17 protein-coding genes and 1 tRNA gene are annotated in these 17,180 nt (G+C 53.9%); 12 read left to right on the plus strand and 6 right to left on the minus strand.

Features of this window, described 5'->3' with window-relative positions; all coding sequences use genetic code 11:
* Positions 1–74: 74 nt before the first annotated feature.
* A tRNA-Trp gene (locus FDW92_RS01375) sits at positions 75–150 on the plus strand.
* 97 nt (positions 151–247) lie between these two features.
* Here the strand turns inward: FDW92_RS01375 and hdfR are convergent.
* A complete protein-coding gene (gene hdfR / locus FDW92_RS01380) occupies positions 248–1,093 on the minus strand; it encodes an HTH-type transcriptional regulator HdfR (RefSeq protein ID WP_094300995.1) in 846 nt (281 codons plus the stop codon).
* 106 nt (positions 1,094–1,199) lie between these two features.
* Between hdfR and maoP the strand changes: the two genes are divergently transcribed.
* The gene (gene maoP, locus FDW92_RS01385; RefSeq protein ID WP_003018025.1) at positions 1,200–1,538 is read left to right on the plus strand and encodes a macrodomain Ori organization protein MaoP; all 339 of its coding nucleotides are present in this window, start codon (positions 1,200–1,202) and stop codon (positions 1,536–1,538) included.
* A gap of 24 nt (positions 1,539–1,562) precedes the next feature.
* Here the strand turns inward: maoP and FDW92_RS01390 are convergent, their stop codons facing one another.
* A complete protein-coding gene (locus tag FDW92_RS01390; protein ID WP_042314091.1) occupies positions 1,563–3,083 on the minus strand; it encodes a YifB family Mg chelatase-like AAA ATPase in 1,521 nt (506 codons plus the stop codon).
* 352 nt (positions 3,084–3,435) lie between these two features.
* On the opposite strand from FDW92_RS01390, the gene ilvL reads away from it, so the two are divergent.
* The 6 genes from ilvL (at position 3,436) to ilvA (ending at position 10,086) form a co-directional block, all read left to right on the plus strand.
* Positions 3,436–3,534 carry an ilv operon leader peptide gene (gene ilvL, locus FDW92_RS01395; RefSeq protein ID WP_001311244.1) on the plus strand — a complete coding sequence of 33 codons (99 nt, stop codon included), beginning with the start codon at positions 3,436–3,438 and terminating at the stop codon, positions 3,532–3,534.
* Positions 3,535–3,673: 139 nt separating this feature from the next.
* The gene (ilvG, locus tag FDW92_RS01400; RefSeq protein ID WP_042314090.1) at positions 3,674–5,320 is read left to right on the plus strand and encodes an acetolactate synthase 2 catalytic subunit; all 1,647 of its coding nucleotides are present in this window, start codon (positions 3,674–3,676) and stop codon (positions 5,318–5,320) included.
* Positions 5,317–5,580 carry an acetolactate synthase 2 small subunit gene (gene ilvM / locus FDW92_RS01405; RefSeq protein WP_042314087.1) on the plus strand — a complete coding sequence of 88 codons (264 nt, stop codon included), beginning with the start codon at positions 5,317–5,319 and terminating at the stop codon, positions 5,578–5,580. The genes ilvG and ilvM overlap by 4 nt, the downstream gene beginning before the upstream one ends.
* A gap of 17 nt (positions 5,581–5,597) precedes the next feature.
* Positions 5,598–6,527 (plus strand): branched-chain amino acid transaminase, encoded by a 930-nt coding sequence (locus tag FDW92_RS01410; RefSeq protein WP_003829030.1) that lies wholly within the window; start codon positions 5,598–5,600, stop codon positions 6,525–6,527.
* 158 nt (positions 6,528–6,685) lie between these two features.
* Positions 6,686–8,536, plus strand: coding sequence for a dihydroxy-acid dehydratase (gene ilvD, locus FDW92_RS01415; RefSeq protein ID WP_042314084.1), 1,851 nt, complete (start codon positions 6,686–6,688; stop codon positions 8,534–8,536).
* 5 nt (positions 8,537–8,541) lie between these two features.
* Entirely contained in the window at positions 8,542–10,086 is a 1,545-nt protein-coding gene (ilvA, locus tag FDW92_RS01420) for a threonine ammonia-lyase, biosynthetic (protein ID WP_042314101.1), read from the plus strand.
* 62 nt (positions 10,087–10,148) lie between these two features.
* On the opposite strand, the gene fabV is transcribed toward ilvA, so the two are convergent.
* Entirely contained in the window at positions 10,149–11,342 is a 1,194-nt protein-coding gene (gene fabV / locus FDW92_RS01425) for an enoyl-ACP reductase FabV (RefSeq protein WP_042314082.1), read from the minus strand.
* 175 nt (positions 11,343–11,517) lie between these two features.
* The gene (gene ilvY, locus FDW92_RS01430; protein WP_038634600.1) at positions 11,518–12,420 is read right to left on the minus strand and encodes an HTH-type transcriptional activator IlvY; all 903 of its coding nucleotides are present in this window, start codon (positions 12,418–12,420) and stop codon (positions 11,518–11,520) included.
* Between the two features lie 165 nt (positions 12,421–12,585).
* Here ilvY and ilvC point away from each other — a divergent pair, with 165 nt between their 5' ends.
* Entirely contained in the window at positions 12,586–14,061 is a 1,476-nt protein-coding gene (gene ilvC / locus FDW92_RS01435) for a ketol-acid reductoisomerase (RefSeq protein ID WP_006686043.1), read from the plus strand.
* A 51-nt stretch (positions 14,062–14,112) separates the two neighbouring features.
* Here ilvC and ppiC (FDW92_RS01440) read toward each other — a convergent pair whose 3' ends face one another.
* Together ppiC (FDW92_RS01440) and ppiC (FDW92_RS01445) are read right to left on the minus strand one after the other, a co-directional pair.
* The gene (gene ppiC / locus FDW92_RS01440; protein ID WP_003017999.1) at positions 14,113–14,394 is read right to left on the minus strand and encodes a peptidylprolyl isomerase PpiC; all 282 of its coding nucleotides are present in this window, start codon (positions 14,392–14,394) and stop codon (positions 14,113–14,115) included.
* A 49-nt stretch (positions 14,395–14,443) separates the two neighbouring features.
* Positions 14,444–14,725, minus strand: a complete 282-nt coding sequence (ppiC, locus tag FDW92_RS01445; protein ID WP_042314077.1) for a peptidylprolyl isomerase PpiC — start codon at positions 14,723–14,725, stop codon at positions 14,444–14,446.
* Positions 14,726–14,919: 194 nt separating this feature from the next.
* On the opposite strand from ppiC (FDW92_RS01445), the gene FDW92_RS01450 reads away from it, so the two are divergent.
* Genes FDW92_RS01450 through pnuC form a run of 3 tightly spaced genes read left to right on the plus strand, consistent with a single transcriptional unit; the run spans position 14,920 to position 17,127 of the window.
* Positions 14,920–15,624 (plus strand): Crp/Fnr family transcriptional regulator, encoded by a 705-nt coding sequence (locus tag FDW92_RS01450; protein ID WP_042314072.1) that lies wholly within the window; start codon positions 14,920–14,922, stop codon positions 15,622–15,624.
* A gap of 25 nt (positions 15,625–15,649) precedes the next feature.
* On the plus strand, positions 15,650–16,399 hold the full coding sequence (locus FDW92_RS01455; RefSeq protein ID WP_042314070.1) for a nucleoside phosphorylase: 750 nt from the start codon (positions 15,650–15,652) through the stop codon (positions 16,397–16,399).
* On the plus strand, positions 16,399–17,127 hold the full coding sequence (pnuC, locus tag FDW92_RS01460) for a nicotinamide riboside transporter PnuC (protein WP_042314067.1): 729 nt from the start codon (positions 16,399–16,401) through the stop codon (positions 17,125–17,127). The genes FDW92_RS01455 and pnuC overlap by 1 nt, the downstream gene beginning before the upstream one ends.
* The last annotated feature ends 53 nt before the right edge of the window (positions 17,128–17,180 follow it).

The raw sequence follows: 17,180 nt of genomic DNA on the forward strand, positions 1-17,180 counted from the left end.
TCGAGTCCCGTCCGTTCCGCCACTTATTAGAAAATTAAGCCTGCTACTAAGCAGGCTTAATGATAAAAAAATTTAGGGGCGTAGCTCAGTTGGTAGAGCACCGGTCTCCAAAACCGGGTGTCGCGAGTTCGAGTCTCTCCGCCCCTGCCAGAAACAATCCTTAGCATTCTTGCTAAGGATTTTTTTTATCTGCAATTTGAGCTATTCCTTTCTGCTGTATTACTTCTGGCATCCTTGCCAGTGCTTTCTAATCTTCCAGAATACTTGTTCTTAGCAGATCGCAAATAAGTGCATGCTTGTCGCTGTTTTGCAGCCAGACTGCATATAAAGGGCGTGACAGCGTTATGCTGTCGGTAACCGTGTGTAGATCGTTTTTTGTTTTAGCCCAGTTAACGGGCAACCAACTAAAGCCCTTAAGGACAGAAAGTTGCTGCCTGGCCAGTTCTGCTGAACTGGTGGTCAGTACCGGCACTTCATCTCCCGCGATCAGTCCCGCTTCGTGTTGTTGAAAATCGGGTCCCCATTCCAGGCGTAGGTAATTCAGTTCATCTTTGGTTTGCGAAGGTGAACTGCAATAGAGCGCCAGCGTGAAATATCCCAACAGTTGGCTGCTAAATTCGTCCATTTTGGGCGTTTCGGTGGTGATCAGTAGATCAAGCTGTCGTTCATGTAGCTGCTTTACTAACGACTGTCGTTGAGCGATTCTCGCTTCAAACTGCAGGCTGGTTTGTGGCTCCTGTGACTGATACAAACGCCTCAACCAGTCATTAAGCATACATTCCCAAAGGGATGCGCTGGCACCAATTGAAAACTCGTTATGCCGCGAGGTATTCGCAACCTCCTTGCGTGCTGCTTGCCACGTATTCATCAGCGTTTCAGCGTAAGGTAATAATTTCTCACCCGCCGCGGTTAAACGGATATTGTTTCTGTGTCGGGTGAACAGATTTACACCCAATTGATTTTCCAGTTGTCTGATCCGAAAACTAACCGCTGATTGGGTCAGATAGAGCGCTTCAGCAGCCCTGCCAAAGTGGCGTGTCCGGCTAACCTCCAGGAAAGTTTTTAACAATTCCGTATCCACAACTCGCTCCATAAAATTATTTGTCGTGATGATTTAAATCTTTTGTTTGACGCTCTGTCAAGCGTAACTAATACTCCGCGCCATAAATAGCTCGGCCAAAGAATTAGGAGCGTGCAGGATGGCGGAAAGCTTTACGACGACTAATCGATATTTCGACAATAAATATTATCCCCGTGGATTCTCCCGTCATGGTGATTTCACCATTAAAGAAGCACAACTGCTTGAGCGTCACGGTTATGCTTTCAACGAGCTGGATCTGGGCAAACGTGAGCCGGTAACGGAAGAAGAAAAACTGTTTGTTGCGGTATGCCGTGGTGAACGTGAACCGGTTACCGAAGCTGAACGCGTGTGGTCTAAGTATATGACGCGTATTAAGCGTCCAAAACGTTTCCACACGCTGTCTGGTGGGAAACCTCAGGTGGAAGGTGCAGAAGACTACACCGAATCTGATGATTAATAAAAAAGGGCGAAAGCCCTTTTTTTATGTCAGTAGTTTCTGCAAATGAATGAGTAACCTGTCGATCGCCCTATACCCAATGGCCTCCTGCAAATGCTGACGGGTAATATGGTCACATTGCTCGAGATCCGCAATGGTTCGGGCGACCTTTATCAATCGCAGCCACGCGCGGATAGATAATCCGAGATGTGCCAATGCCTCTTCAAGCCACTGCGCATCATCACTGCGAAGTTGGCAATATTCATGTATATCCTGACTGCCCAGATGCGCGTTTAACTTATTTTGTCGCCGATACTGACGCTCTTGTGCGGCGATAACGCGTTGCTTCACCGTGGCGCTATCTTCCCCTTTCACTGCGCTCTGGCTGAGTATGCCGGGCGGAGGCAAAGGGATTTCGAGGGAGAGATCGAAACGGTCAAGAAACGGTCCTGATAATCGGTTGAGGTAACGCAGCGTTTGTTCTGGGGTGCAGCGGTTATGGTTCCCCTGATAATGACCCGTTGGGCTGGGATTCATTGCAGCAATGAGTTGAAAGCGCGCAGGGTAGGTTATTTTAGCCCGAGTGCGGGATAAATGGATTTGCCCGGACTCGATAGGTTCACGCAGGGCATCCAACGTGCGCCGCTCAAACTCAGGTAATTCGTCCAGAAATAGTATGCCGTTATGCGCCAGAGAGATCTCTCCCGGCGCAGGAATAGACCCACCGCCTACCATAGCGGTTAACGAGGCACTGTGATGCGGTGAGCGAAAAGGGCGCTGCTTCCACTGTTTTTGTATCGTAGCGGAATTGACCAGGCTGAGTATCGCAGCACTTTCCAGTGCCTCATCGTTGCTAAGAGGCGGAAGCAGCCCTCTGAGGCGACTGGCCAGCATGGTCTTTCCCGTCCCCGGAGGGCCGATAAGCAGCAGGTTGTGACCGCCAGCCGCAGTGAGCTCCAGCCCGCGTTTGCCTTGTTCCTGACCGATGACATCGCTCAGATCATCGGCTAATGGCTCTGGCGTGAAGTCTGCAGATAACGGTCTGTCTAAATCATGCTTCCCTTCGAGAAATGCGCATACGGACTGTAGGTGATCGGCAATCAGACACCCTTCACCATGTATTAGTCCGACTTCAGCGGCATTCTCTTTTGCGAGAATAATTCTCCTGCCTGCGCGTATTGCTTCGGTTGCGCTTGAAATCGCTCCTGGAACGCCGCGTAGCGTGCCTGTAAGCGCTAATTCACCTACCAGCTCGTAGGTATCGAGATTATGGGCTGTAAGCTGCTCAGAAGCGGCCAGAAGCGCCACTGCGATAGGTAAATCATATCGTCCTCCTTCTTTGGGAAGATCGGCAGGAGCGAGGTTAATGGTTATCTTCTTGGCCGGGAATTCATAACCACTATTAATAATCGCACTACGAACCCGATCGCGAGCCTCTTTCACCGTAGTTTCTGGCAATCCCACCATGGTTAAACCAGGCAGACCATTGCTGATATGTACCTCAATGGTAATGGCTGGCGCATTCACGCCAAGCGCAGCGCGGGTGTGAACAATCGATAGTGACATAACCCCTCCTGATGAAGGCATTATGCGGCAATGTATCGCGGCAAGATTTAACTTGATTGCGGCTTTTAGATGCTGATTCACGTATTTTTTTGCAAATTAAATCTTTTGCATGAAACCAGGAATAACGCTCGCAAACGTATTTGTAAGGTGTCGCTGGGGGGGAGTGTGTGCTCAAGAGTGACCTGAAACGTGAAATATTTTCATTTTTTAATTTTTTATATAGAAAACAAGGCGATTTATCAAAACCGTTACCGGAGTCAGAAAAACGAATAAAAAAAATTCTTGTGTTATTTGCAAATTCTATGGTAACTCTTTAGGTATTCCTTCGAACAAGATGCAAGAAAATATAAAAATGACAGCCCTTCTACGAGTGATTAGCCTGGTCGTGATTAGCGTGGTGGTGATTATTATCCCACCGTGCGGGGCTGCACTTGGACGAGGAAAGGCTTAGAAAACAAGCCTTAACGAACTAAGACCCCCGCACCGAAAGGTCCGGGGGTTTTTTTTGACCTTAAAAACATACACGAGGAGCAGAAAGTGAATATCAGCATAAAATTCTGTTTCTCAAGATTTACGGCGGGGATGTAACTATGAATGGGGCACAGTGGGTGGTACATGCGTTGCGTGCACAAGGGGTTCAAACCGTCTTTGGTTATCCCGGTGGCGCAATCATGCCGGTTTATGATGCGTTATATGACGGCGGCGTAGAACACCTTTTGTGTCGACACGAGCAGGGCGCAGCGATGGCGGCGATTGGCTATGCCCGTGCGACCGGTAAAACCGGCGTGTGTATCGCCACTTCAGGCCCTGGTGCTACCAACCTGATCACCGGCCTTGCCGATGCCCTGTTAGATTCTGTTCCCGTTGTGGCGATCACCGGCCAGGTTGCATCACCTTTCATCGGAACGGATGCGTTCCAGGAAGTGGACGTTCTCGGTATGTCTCTGTCTTGCACCAAACACAGTTTCCTGGTGCAGTCACTGGAGGAACTGCCGCGCATCATGGCAGAAGCTTTCGACGTGGCGAACTCTGGTCGTCCGGGCCCCGTTCTGGTCGATATCCCGAAAGACATCCAGTTAGCCAGCGGTACGCTGGAACCGTATTTCACGACCGTCGGAAACGTAGAGACTATCCCGCATGCTGACGTTGAGCAGGCGCGTAAAATGCTGGCTCAGGCGCAAAAACCCATCCTGTACGTAGGTGGTGGCGTGGGTATGGCGCAGGCGGTCTCTGCCCTGCGTGAGTTTATTGCGCTTACCCAAATGCCAGTTGCCTGCACGCTGAAAGGCCTGGGCGCAGTAAACGCTGACTACCCGTACTATTTGGGCATGCTGGGAATGCACGGTACTAAAGCGGCGAATTTCGCGGTGCAAGAAAGTGATTTACTGATCGCAGTGGGCGCACGTTTTGATGACCGGGTAACCGGTAAGCTGAATACTTTCGCTCCTAACGCCAGCGTTATCCATATGGATATCGACCCGGCGGAAATGAACAAACTACGTCAGGCACACGTCGCGTTGCAGGGCGATTTAAATTCGCTGTTGCCGGCATTACAACAACCGCTGAAGATTGACGCATGGCGTCAGTCCTGTGCAGAGCTGCGCGCAGAACATGCCTGGCGTTATGATCATCCGGGTGACGCTATCTACGCGCCGCTGTTGTTAAAACAGCTGTCAGAACGCAAACCTGCAGATAGCGTGGTGACGACTGATGTTGGTCAGCATCAGATGTGGTCAGCACAGCATATGACCTATACCCGCCCGGAAAATTTCATCACCTCCAGCGGTTTGGGTACGATGGGCTTTGGCCTGCCTGCCGCCGTGGGTGCCCAGGTCGCGCGCCCGAACGATACGGTTATCTGTATCTCCGGTGACGGCTCTTTCATGATGAATGTGCAAGAGCTGGGCACCGTGAAGCGTAAGCAGTTACCGCTGAAGATAGTCTTACTCGACAACCAGCGCTTAGGCATGGTGCGACAATGGCAGCAACTGTTTTTCCAGGAACGTTATAGCGAAACCACCCTTACCGATAACCCCGATTTCCTCATGTTGGCCAGCGCCTTCGGCATACCTGGCCAGCACATCACCCGTAAAGACCAGGTTGAAGCGGCACTCGACACCATGCTGAACAGCGAGGGGCCATACCTGCTTCATGTCTCAATCGACGAACTTGAGAATGTCTGGCCTCTGGTGCCGCCTGGCGCCAGCAACTCAGAAATGCTGGAGAAATTATCATGATGCATCATCAGGTCGCCGTTGAGGCTCGTTTCAATCCGGAAACCTTAGAACGTGTTTTACGCGTGGTACGCCATCGTGGTTTTCAGGTGTGCTCCATGAACATGGCAGCCGCCAGCGATGCGCAGAATATAAATATCGAATTGACCGTTGCCAGCCCCCGGTCGGTCGACTTACTGTTTAGTCAGTTAATTAAGCTGGTAGACGTTGCACATGTTGCTATCTGCCAGAGCACAACCACATCACAACAAATCCGCGCCTGAGCGCAAAAGGAAGAAAAATGACGACGAAAAAAGCTGATTACATTTGGTCTAATGGCGAGATGATTCGTTGGGAAGACGCGAAGGTCCACGTGATGTCCCACGCTCTGCACTACGGTACTTCTGTATTTGAAGGTATCCGTTGCTACGATTCTCACAAAGGGCCGGTGGTGTTCCGTCATCGTGAACATATGCAGCGTCTGCGTGATTCAGCCAAGATCTACCGTTTTCCGGTCTCTCAGAGCGTTGATGAACTGATGGAAGCCTGCCGCGAAGTGATCCGCAAAAACAACCTGACCAGCGCCTATATTCGTCCGCTGGTATTTGTGGGCGATGTCGGGATGGGTGTTAACCCGCCAGCGGGCTACACCACTGATGTGATCATCGCCGCGTTCCCGTGGGGGGCATACCTCGGCGCAGAAGCGCTGGAACAAGGGATCGATGCGATGGTTTCTTCCTGGAACCGCGTGGCGCCGAACACCATCCCTACTGCTGCTAAAGCGGGCGGTAACTATCTGTCTTCGCTGCTGGTGGGTAGCGAAGCGCGTCGTCATGGTTATCAGGAAGGTATTGCGCTGGACGTGAATGGCTACATCTCCGAAGGTGCGGGTGAAAACCTGTTTGAAGTCAAAGATGGCATTCTGTTTACCCCGCCATTTACCTCTTCCGCGCTGCCGGGTATCACCCGTGATGCCATCATTAAACTGGCGAAAGATCTTGATATCGAAGTACGTGAGCAGGTGCTGTCCCGTGAATCGCTGTACCTGGCCGACGAAGTGTTTATGTCCGGTACCGCGGCGGAAATCACGCCAGTACGCAGCGTCGATGGTATTCAGGTGGGCGAAGGCCGCTGCGGCCCGGTCACCAAACGCATCCAGCAGGCCTTCTTTGGCCTCTTCACCGGTGAAACGGAAGACAAATACGGCTGGTTGGATTCAGTAAACCAATAACAATATTAATATTTCCCTAAAATAATTCACGTTGCAGGAAGACGGCAACGCAGCAAGTCCCAGGAGCTTACTGTAGTAAGTGGCTGGGGTGAGCGAGGCAGCCAACGCACCTGCGGCGTGAAGTATGCAGGGGAAAGACAGACGGGAGTTAATCAAGCATGCCTAAGTATCGTTCAGCCACCACCACTCACGGCCGCAATATGGCGGGCGCCCGCGCACTGTGGCGCGCCACCGGGATGACCGACGCCGATTTCGGCAAGCCGATTATCGCTGTCGTGAACTCCTTTACCCAGTTCGTGCCGGGTCACGTCCACCTGCGCGATCTTGGTAAGCTGGTTGCCGAACAAATCGAAGCCTCAGGCGGCGTGGCGAAAGAGTTCAACACCATCGCGGTGGATGACGGTATCGCTATGGGCCACGGGGGCATGCTTTATTCACTGCCGTCCCGCGAGCTGATCGCTGACTCCGTTGAGTACATGGTCAACGCCCACTGTGCCGACGCGATGGTCTGCATCTCCAACTGTGACAAAATCACCCCCGGGATGTTAATGGCCTCGCTGCGCCTGAATATTCCGGTGATCTTCGTTTCCGGTGGCCCGATGGAAGCCGGGAAAACCAAACTTTCCGACAAGATCATCAAGCTCGACCTGGTTGACGCGATGATTCAGGGCGCGGACCCGAAAGTCTCCGACTCGCAGAGTGAGCAGGTTGAACGTTCCGCCTGCCCAACCTGCGGCTCCTGCTCCGGGATGTTCACCGCCAACTCGATGAACTGTCTGACCGAAGCGCTGGGCCTGTCGCAGCCGGGCAACGGCTCGCTGCTGGCGACCCACGCTGACCGTAAAGAGCTGTTCCTCACCGCTGGTCAACGCATCGTTGAGCTGACCAAACGTTATTACGAGCAGGATGATGCTTCCGCGCTGCCGCGTAACATTGCCAGTAAAGCGGCGTTTGAGAACGCCATGACGCTGGATATCGCCATGGGCGGTTCCACTAACACCGTTCTGCATCTGCTGGCGGCGGCGCAGGAAGCAGAAATCGACTTCACAATGAGTGATATCGACAAGTTGTCCCGCAAGGTGCCGCAGCTGTGTAAAGTGGCGCCAAGCACGCAGAAATACCATATGGAAGACGTTCACCGCGCCGGCGGCGTCTTGGGTATTTTAGGCGAGCTGGATCGTGCTGGGCTGCTGAACCGCAACGTGAAAAACGTCCTTGGTCTCTCTCTGCCGCAGACGCTGGAACAGTACGACATCGCTGTCACTCAGGATGAAGCGGTCAAAAAAATGTTCCGTGCTGGTCCGGCGGGCATCCGCACCACCCAGGCGTTCTCGCAGGATTGTCGTTGGGATACGCTGGATGACGATCGCGCCGAAGGCTGTATTCGCTCGCTGGAGCACGCTTACAGCAAGGATGGCGGTCTGGCGGTACTGTACGGCAACTTCGCGGAAAACGGCTGCATCGTGAAAACCGCCGGCGTTGACGACAGCATTCTCAAATTTACCGGCCCGGCGAAAGTCTACGAAAGCCAGGACGAAGCGGTTGAAGCGATCCTCGGCGGTAAAGTGGTCGAAGGCGACGTGGTGGTGATTCGCTACGAAGGGCCGAAAGGCGGGCCGGGCATGCAGGAAATGCTCTACCCAACCACCTTCCTGAAATCGATGGGGCTGGGTAAAGCCTGTGCGCTGATCACCGATGGTCGCTTCTCCGGCGGTACCTCCGGCCTGTCTATCGGCCACGTTTCCCCGGAAGCGGCGAGCGGCGGCAACATCGCGATCATCGAAGACGGTGACATGATCGCTATCGATATCCCGAATCGCGGTATTCAGCTTCAGCTGAGCGAGGCGGAAATCGCCGCCCGTCGTGAAGCCCAGGAAGCCCGCGGCGACCAGGCGTGGACGCCGAAAAACCGCGAGCGTCAGGTCTCCTTTGCCCTTCGTGCCTATGCCAGTCTGGCAACCAGCGCCGACAAAGGCGCGGTGCGCGATAAATCGAAACTGGGGGGTTAATGACCATGGCGGATTCACAACCCTTGTCCGGCGCCCCTGAGGGAGCCGAGTATCTCAGAGCGGTGCTGCGTGCGCCGGTTTACGAAGCGGCGCAGGTAACGCCGCTACAAAAAATGGAAAAACTCTCTTCGCGCCTCGACAACGTGATTCTGGTGAAGCGCGAAGACAGGCAACCTGTTCACAGCTTTAAGCTGCGCGGGGCCTACGCCATGATGGCGGGCCTGACTGAAGAGCAAAAAGCGCATGGCGTCATTACCGCATCTGCAGGTAATCACGCCCAGGGCGTGGCTTTCTCCTCTGCGCGATTAGGCGTGAAGGCACTGATTGTGATGCCGGTGGCGACCGCTGATATCAAAGTCGACGCCGTTCGCGGTTTCGGCGGTGAAGTGCTGTTGCACGGCGCGAATTTTGATGAAGCCAAAGCCAAAGCGATTGAGCTTTCCCAGCAGCAGGGCTTTACTTGGGTACCGCCGTTTGATCATCCGATGGTGATTGCCGGGCAGGGCACGCTGGCGCTGGAGTTACTTCAGCAGGATGCTCACCTTGACCGCGTCTTTGTGCCGGTGGGCGGTGGCGGGTTAGCGGCGGGCGTGGCGGTGCTGATTAAACAGCTGATGCCGCAGATCAAAGTGATCGCCGTCGAAGCGGAAGATTCAGCCTGCCTGAAAGCGGCGCTGGATGCCGGTCATCCGGTGGATCTGCCACGCGTCGGTCTCTTTGCTGAAGGTGTCGCGGTAAAACGCATCGGCGATGAAACCTTCCGCCTGTGCCAGGAATATCTCGATGACATTATTACCGTCGATAGCGACGCTATCTGTGCGGCGATGAAAGACCTGTTTGAAGATGTACGCGCGGTGGCGGAGCCTTCCGGGGCGCTGGCGCTGGCGGGGATGAAAAAATATATCGCCCAGCACAACATTCGCGGCGAACGTCTGGCGCATGTGCTGTCCGGTGCTAACGTGAACTTCCACGGCCTGCGCTACGTTTCCGAACGCTGCGAGCTGGGCGAACAACGCGAAGCGTTGCTGGCGGTGACGATCCCGGAAGAGAAGGGCAGCTTCCTGAAGTTCTGCCAGCTGCTGGGCGGGCGTTCGGTGACCGAGTTCAACTATCGCTTTGCTGACGCCAAAGATGCCTGCATCTTCGTGGGCGTGCGGCTGAGCCGCGGCGTCGAGGAGCGTAAGGAAATCCTTAGCCTACTCAAAGACGGCGGTTACAGCGTGGTGGATCTGTCAGACGATGAAATGGCCAAGCTGCACGTGCGCTATATGGTCGGCGGCCGTCCGTCTAAGCCGTTGCAAGAGCGCCTCTACAGCTTTGAGTTCCCGGAATCGCCGGGTGCGCTGCTGAAGTTCCTCTACACCCTGGGTACGCACTGGAATATTTCCCTGTTCCACTACCGTAGCCACGGTACCGACTATGGCCGTGTACTGGCGGCGTTTGAGCTGGGCGATAACGAACCGGACTTCGAAACCCGGCTCAACGAATTGGGGTATGAGTGCCACGACGAGACCAATAACCCGGCGTTCAGGTTCTTCCTGGCGGGCTAACGGCGGCCATAAAAAAAGGGTTCATGGAGATATGAACCCTTTTTTACATCTGAATCAGATGGTTACAGCGTGATGACTTCGAATTCGACTTCAGTGTTCACGTCCGCGTCGTAATCCACACCGTCGAGGGCAAAACCGAACAGGTTCAGGAATTCCTGCTTGTAACCTGCATAGTCAGTTTCTTGCGCCAGGTTTTCGGTGGTGATCAGCGGCCACAGGTCACGGCACGCCTGCTGAATATCGTCACGCAGTTCCCAGTCATCCATACGGATACGCTGGTTGTCATCCAGCGCCACTTTATCGCCGTACAGGCTGGTGGTCATCAGACGGTTGATCTGCTCGATACAACCTTCGTGAATTCCCTGTTCTTTCATCAGCTTGAAGACCATGGAAATGTACAGCGGCATCACCGGAATAGCAGAAGAGGCCTGGGTGATAACGGATTTCAGGACGGCAACGTTCGCGGAGCCGTTGAGCGGTGCCAGCTGCTTACGCAGTTCACCTGCCGCGCGGTCGAGGTCTTCTTTCGCTTTGCCCAGCGCGCCGTGCCAGTAGATTGGCCAGGTCAGGTCGGTACCGATGTAGGAGTAAGCCACGGTTTTCACGCCGTCAGCCAGCACGCCCGCTTCGCTCAGCGCGCCCATCCACAGTTCCCAGTCTTCGCCGCCCATAACGGTAACGGTGTTCTGAACTTCTTCTTCGGTGGCCGGCTCAATGCTGGCGGTGATGATCTGATCTTTGTTGGTATCAATCGCTTTAGAGGTATAAACCTCGCCGATTGGCTTCAGCGCAGAACGGACGATTTCGCCGGTTTTCGGCATTTTACGCACCGGGGACGCCAGTGAGTAAACCACTAAATCAATCTGACCCAGGTCTTCTTTGATCAGTTTGATCACTTCGTCGCGGCACTCATCGGAGAACGCGTCGCCGTTGATGCTTTTGGAGTACAGGCCTTCACGCTTAGCAGCTTCATCGAAGGCGGCAGAGTTATACCAGCCCGCGGAACCAGGTTTGGTTTCCGTGCCCGGTTTTTCGAAAAATACGCCGATAGTGGCGGCACCGCTGCCAAAGGCGGCGGAAATTCTGGATGCCAGGCCGTAACCGGTGGAAGCACCGATCACCAGCACGCGGGAAGGGCCGTTCTCAATTTTCCCGTTTTGCTTAACGTACTCGATCTGTTTTTCCACATTGACTTTGCAGCCAGTCGGATGGGTCGTTGTACAGATGAATCCACGAATTTTTGGTTTGATTATCATAATGATGGCTAATTAAGTTTGTATTTTCGCTGTCAAGTGCGCAATGACACCGTCTGTTCTGGCTTGCTTAACGGCATGGTTAACAAGCCCCCCACATCTATTATGGCACGGGACATTATACAGAAAAGGAGTGCCAATACTGAATCTACCACTGATTTTAGGCCAGACGCTGGCGCTACTCGGCGATTTTGCGTTCCAGCACAATCTTCCAGAAGGCATCGATCAGCGGCTCATGCAGCCGCTTTTTCGGCGCGCAGACGCCCAGTTCAAACGGCGTTTTTTCGTCGCTACGCTCTAAAATCATCACGCGATTGCGCACCGGTTCCGGGCTGTTTTCCAGCACAACTTCCGGCAGCAGCGCCACGCCGCAGCCGAGCGCCACCATTGAGACCATCGCCTCATGACCGCCGACGGTGGCGTAAATCTGCGGGTTACTGATTTTGTGGCGACGGAACCACAGCTCAATGCGACGGCGTACCGGCCCCTGGTCGGCCATGATAAACGGCACCGTCGACCAGTCGGGCTTATCGACCGACACCTGATTGCGCACCGGGCAGGGCAGCGCCGGGGCGATCAGCACCACTGCCAGATTCTCCAGCATGGAAAACGCCACCGCACCGGGCAGCGTTTCCGGCTTACCGGCAATCGCCAGATCGGCCTCGCCGGTGACCACTTTGTCCATCGCATCGGCGGCGTCGCCGGTGGTGAGCTTAATTTCGACGGAGGGATGCTCGGCGCGGAAGCGGTCGAGGATCGGCGGCAGGTGGCTGTACGCCGCGGTCACCGAGCAGAAAATGTGCAGTTCACCAGAAAGTGATGGTCCTTGCTGATCGAGGGTGTGGCGCAGTTGCTGATACTGCAACAACGTTTGCTGGGCAAATACCCGCAGTTCTTCCCCTGCTTCGGTCAGTGTGACCGTGCGGTTATCACGCACAAACAGCGCCTGACCGAGGTCCTCTTCCAGCCGCTGAATTTGCCGGGAAAGCGTGGAGGGGCTGACGTGCATCGCCCGCGCGCTGCGGCCAAAGTGGCGGCTTTCTGCCAGATGCAGGAAGGTTTTCAGATCGCGTAAATCCACCGATTTCACCTCACGGTTTTACGTTGCAGAAATTGCAACGTGACGTTGTGAATATATCAATTTCCGCAATAAATTTCCTGTTGTAATGTGAGTCTATTCTCGCAAACAGAATGTCTGCGAACCGAACAATAAGCACGACAACACAACATCACGGAGTACACCATCATGGCTAACTACTTTAATACACTGAACCTGCGCCAGCAGCTGGCGCAGCTGGGTAAATGCCGCTTTATGGGCCGCGACGAATTCGCCGACGGCGCGAGCTACCTTCAGGGTAAAAAAGTGGTCATCGTCGGCTGTGGCGCTCAGGGTCTGAACCAGGGCCTGAACATGCGTGACTCCGGTCTGGATATCGCCTACGCCCTGCGTAAAGAAGCGATTGCTGAGAAGCGTGCTTCCTGGCGTAAAGCGACCGAAAACGGCTTCAAAGTAGGCACCTATGAAGAGCTGATCCCGCAGGCTGACCTGGTAGTTAACCTGACGCCGGACAAACAGCACTCCGACGTGGTGCGTTCCGTACAGCCGCTGATGAAAGACGGTGCGGCGCTGGGCTACTCCCACGGCTTCAACATCGTCGAAGTGGGCGAGCAGATCCGTAAAGACATCACCGTGGTGATGGTGGCGCCGAAATGCCCGGGTACCGAAGTGCGTGAAGAGTATAAACGTGGTTTCGGTGTACCGACGCTGATCGCCGTTCACCCGGAAAACGATCCGAAAGGCGAAGGCATGGCGATTGCTAAAGCCTGGGCAGCGGCCACCGGCGGTCACCGTGCGGGCGTACTGGAATCTTCTTTCGTGGCGGAAGTGAAATCTGACCTGATGGGCGAGCAGACTATTCTGTGCGGTATGCTGCAGGCCGGTTCTCTGCTGTGCTTCGACAAGCTGGTGGCAGAAGGCACCGACCCGGCATACGCGGAAAAACTGATTCAGTTCGGCTGGGAAACCATTACCGAAGCGCTGAAGCAGGGCGGCATCACCCTGATGATGGACCGTCTGTCTAACCCGGCGAAACTGCGTGCTTACGCGCTGTCCGAACAGCTGAAAGAGATTATGGCGCCGCTGTTCCAGAAACACATGGATGACATCATCTCCGGCGAATTCTCTTCCGGCATGATGGCAGACTGGGCCAACGACGATAAGAAACTGCTGACCTGGCGTGAAGAGACCGGTAAAACCGCGTTCGAAACCGCGCCGCAGTTTGAAGGTAAAATCGGCGAGCAGGAGTACTTCGATAAAGGCGTGCTGATGATTGCGATGGTGAAAGCGGGTGTTGAGCTGGCGTTCGAAACCATGGTCGATTCCGGCATCATCGAAGAGTCCGCTTACTATGAATCACTGCACGAACTGCCGCTGATCGCGAACACCATCGCCCGTAAGCGTCTGTACGAAATGAACGTGGTTATCTCCGATACCGCAGAATACGGTAACTACCTGTTCTCTTACGCTTGCGTACCGCTGCTGAAAGAGTTCATGACTACCCTGCAGACTGGCGACTTGGGCAAAGCGATTGCCGAAGGCGCGGTAGATAACGCGCAACTGCGCGACGTTAACGACGCCATTCGCGGTCATGCTATCGAGAAAGTGGGCCAGAAACTGCGTGGCTATATGACTGATATGAAACGTATTGCAGTCGCCGGATAAGCGTAGCGCCATCCGATAAAAAAGCCCGGTGTTTAAACACCGGGCTTTTTATTAGTTGCGGTACAGCACTTTAATTATGTGGTAACCGAACTGGGTGTGCAGCGGGCCGGTTGGCTCCAGCACCGGGCAAGAGAAGACCACTTTGTCGAACGCCGGCACCATCTGGCCCTGACGGAATTCACCTAAATCGCCGCCGCGTTTGCCCGATGGGCAGATGGAATGCTTCTTAGCCAGTTTGCCGAAGTCGGCACCGTTTTTAATCTGCTCCAGAAGATCCAGTGCCAGTTTCTCTTCTTTTACAAGGATATGCACTGCTGCTGCTGTTTTTGCCATGATCGTGCCTTCAAAAGGGAATATATAAGGCTGGCGATTTTAGCATGGCTTATCGGCGATACAGCACCTTGATGATGTGATAGCCGAATTTGGTTTTGACCGGCCCGTAAGGTTTAAGCAATGGACAGCTAAACACGGCGGCATCAAATGTCCCCACCATCATCCCCTGTTTGAATTCACCCAAATCGCCGCCGTTGCGCCCGGATGGACAGCGAGAGTAGCGTTTTGCCAGGTGATCGAAGCTAATACCGCGCTCCAGCTTGCTGAGGATCTCCAGCGCCAGTTTTTCTTCTTTTACCAGGATGTGCAGGGCTGCCGCGCTCTTAGCCATTATTTTGTTCTCATGTCTCAAAGATATCTCGTTACTTTATCACCCACCTTCGCCGTGAACATATACTCTTCGCCATCACGGGACAGATGTCTCGCCTGATGTATGGAAGCGAGAGATGAGCGACATTTTTATCTGCCCTATTCCTTCTTGTCGGGGACAGCCGTCCTGTCCCTACCGCTGTGGAGCGAGATAACATGGATACAATGAAAAAACCTGAATTTTCAGTCGGCTGGCTTTCCGGGCTTAGTGATATTGTTCGCGATCCACAGCTTTACGAATTACTGAAATATTGCCCTCTGGAAATCATGCAGCAATGGTGTTTTGAAGAGATCCCGCGCGGAGACTTTATTTGCCGGCAGGGGGAAATATGTCAGCGCTTTTCACTAATTATTGCCGGTGAAGTGGATGTGTTCTATGAGGCTGAAGATGGACGTCGTTATCGTCAGGCCCGCTACCGGAAAAGCGACATGCTGGGTGAACTCGAGATCTTTGAGTCGCGTCATTACATCTGTTCGGTGGTGGCAGTAGGGCATGTGCAGCTCCTGAGTTTGTCGCAGGAATATTTTTGCCGCTGGCTGGCCTTAGATAACCATTTTAACCAGCGGATGCTGCGCTTCTTTAGTCAGCAATATTATCAGCTGTCAAAAAAGGCCAGCAGCGACAATCTTTACTCGCTGCATCAGCGAGTGTGTCAGGCGTTATGGCTGCGTTATCAACAAGATGGCACCAACGCAATTTTGCTGGATAAGCTAAACCTCAGCGAGGAGCTGGCGGCGACGACCCGTAGTATTAATCGTATTTTACATGATCTGAAAACGTTACAGATTATTGATACCGATGGTGAAAGCATTGTGTTGTTAGTCCCTGAAAAGTTAAAGCAGGAGGCTGATATCGGATAACCGTAAGAGTGAAGGAGGCGCGAGAATGTCGCTGCAACCCCATATCCAGTTAAGCAAGGAGATGACCGGCGCACGCTATGCGCTGCTGCCGGGAGACCCGTTGCGAGTCGACCGCATTGTCAATTTTCTTGATAACCCAGAACAGCTTGGTCAAAACCGGGAGTTTCGCGCCGCGCGAGGTTGGTATCAGGGCATCGAGATTTTGGTGCTCTCTACCGGGATCGGTGGGCCGTCTACGGCGATTGCCATTGAAGAACTGCGCCAGATCGGCATAACAACCCTGATTCGTATCGGTAGCTGTGGGGCGTTGCAGGATAATCTTGCGCTCGGTGACGTGATTATCGCTCATGCCGCAGTAACGGATGACGGGACCAGCCGTACCTATGCGCCAACGGGCTATCCGGCCTGCGCCGACCCGCAGTTAACCTGGGAACTGATGGCGCAGGCGCGCCAGATGAATATCCCCGCCGCGTGTGGCCTGGTGCGTAGCCACGACAGTTTTTATACCGATCGGGAAGCAGAACTGGACGCGCGGTGGTCGGCGCTCGGCGTTCTGGGCGCGGATATGGAGAGCGCCGCTCTGATGACTATCGGCGCGCTGCGAGGGTTACGTACGGCGTCATTACTCAACGTGGTGGTTGCCCACAACGGTTGTCTGGATAGCAGCATCAATGATTATGTCCAGCAGGACGCGTTGTGCCAGCAGGGTGAAGAACGGCAAATTGCCCTGGCGCTCCGCGCCATTTATTCCGTCAGCCAGTCAGGAGGTCAGTAATGGACTTTTTTAGCATTAACAATGTGATGGTCAACATTCCTCTCGGCGAAGGCGGATATGCGCTATCGTGGATTGAAGCCATTGGTACCGTATTTGGTCTGTTATGTATCTGGTGTGCCAGCCGGGAAAAAATCATCAATTACCTGTTTGGCTTGATTAACGTCACGCTGTTTGCAGCAATCTTTTTCCAGATTCAGCTTTATGCCAGTCTGTTGCTGCAGGTGTTTTTCTTCGCCGCTAACATTTACGGTTGGTATGCGTGGAGCCGGCAAAATGAGGCGCAGGAAGCAGCGCTCAAAGTACGTTGGCTTTCACGCCAGCAAACCCTGGCATTAGGCGGCGTTTGTGCGGTGGCGATAGTTCTGATGACGCTATTTATCGACCCGGTGTTTGCGGCGCTCACCCGCATCATGATTGCCCTGCTGCAAACATTTGGTATGCAGGTCGCTATGCCTGACCTCCAGCCCGATGCCTTCCCGTTCTGGGATTCCACCATGCTGGTATTGTCGATTGCGGCCATGGTACTGATGACGCGCAAGTTCGTCGAAAACTGGCTGCTGTGGGTACTTATCGACGTGATTAGTGTGGTTATTTACGCGGTGCAGGGCGTTTACGCCATGTCGCTTGAGTATGTCCTGCTGACGGCAATCGCGGTGATGGGATCCTACAGCTGGATCAAGAGCGCGCAGCGCAACGGCTATACGCCACTAGCCGCGACGGCTTCCTGATTGACCCGATTTTCTGGCTACCCGCAGAGGTAGCCAGTTACTCTTTCTCCCCC

Source organism: Citrobacter sp. wls706, assembly GCF_005281305.1.
Classification (GTDB): domain Bacteria; phylum Pseudomonadota; class Gammaproteobacteria; order Enterobacterales; family Enterobacteriaceae; genus Citrobacter; species Citrobacter werkmanii.

What these genes read in the sequence shown, in the direction of transcription:
- hdfR (WP_094300995.1), bottom strand. Translation starts at nt 1,093, where the DNA reads ATGGAGCGAGTTGTGGATACGGAATTGTTAAAAACTTTCCTGGAGGTT.
- maoP (WP_003018025.1), top strand. Translation starts at nt 1,200, where the DNA reads ATGGCGGAAAGCTTTACGACGACTAATCGATATTTCGACAATAAATAT.
- FDW92_RS01390 (WP_042314091.1), bottom strand. Translation starts at nt 3,083, where the DNA reads ATGTCACTATCGATTGTTCACACCCGCGCTGCGCTTGGCGTGAATGCG.
- ilvL (WP_001311244.1), top strand. Translation starts at nt 3,436, where the DNA reads ATGACAGCCCTTCTACGAGTGATTAGCCTGGTCGTGATTAGCGTGGTG.
- ilvG (WP_042314090.1), top strand. Translation starts at nt 3,674, where the DNA reads ATGAATGGGGCACAGTGGGTGGTACATGCGTTGCGTGCACAAGGGGTT.
- ilvM (WP_042314087.1), top strand. Translation starts at nt 5,317, where the DNA reads ATGATGCATCATCAGGTCGCCGTTGAGGCTCGTTTCAATCCGGAAACC.
- FDW92_RS01410 (WP_003829030.1), top strand. Translation starts at nt 5,598, where the DNA reads ATGACGACGAAAAAAGCTGATTACATTTGGTCTAATGGCGAGATGATT.
- ilvD (WP_042314084.1), top strand. Translation starts at nt 6,686, where the DNA reads ATGCCTAAGTATCGTTCAGCCACCACCACTCACGGCCGCAATATGGCG.
- ilvA (WP_042314101.1), top strand. Translation starts at nt 8,542, where the DNA reads ATGGCGGATTCACAACCCTTGTCCGGCGCCCCTGAGGGAGCCGAGTAT.
- fabV (WP_042314082.1), bottom strand. Translation starts at nt 11,342, where the DNA reads ATGATAATCAAACCAAAAATTCGTGGATTCATCTGTACAACGACCCAT.
- ilvC (WP_006686043.1), top strand. Translation starts at nt 12,586, where the DNA reads ATGGCTAACTACTTTAATACACTGAACCTGCGCCAGCAGCTGGCGCAG.
- ppiC (WP_003017999.1), bottom strand. Translation starts at nt 14,394, where the DNA reads ATGGCAAAAACAGCAGCAGCAGTGCATATCCTTGTAAAAGAAGAGAAA.
- ppiC (WP_042314077.1), bottom strand. Translation starts at nt 14,725, where the DNA reads ATGGCTAAGAGCGCGGCAGCCCTGCACATCCTGGTAAAAGAAGAAAAA.
- FDW92_RS01450 (WP_042314072.1), top strand. Translation starts at nt 14,920, where the DNA reads ATGGATACAATGAAAAAACCTGAATTTTCAGTCGGCTGGCTTTCCGGG.
- FDW92_RS01455 (WP_042314070.1), top strand. Translation starts at nt 15,650, where the DNA reads ATGTCGCTGCAACCCCATATCCAGTTAAGCAAGGAGATGACCGGCGCA.
- pnuC (WP_042314067.1), top strand. Translation starts at nt 16,399, where the DNA reads ATGGACTTTTTTAGCATTAACAATGTGATGGTCAACATTCCTCTCGGC.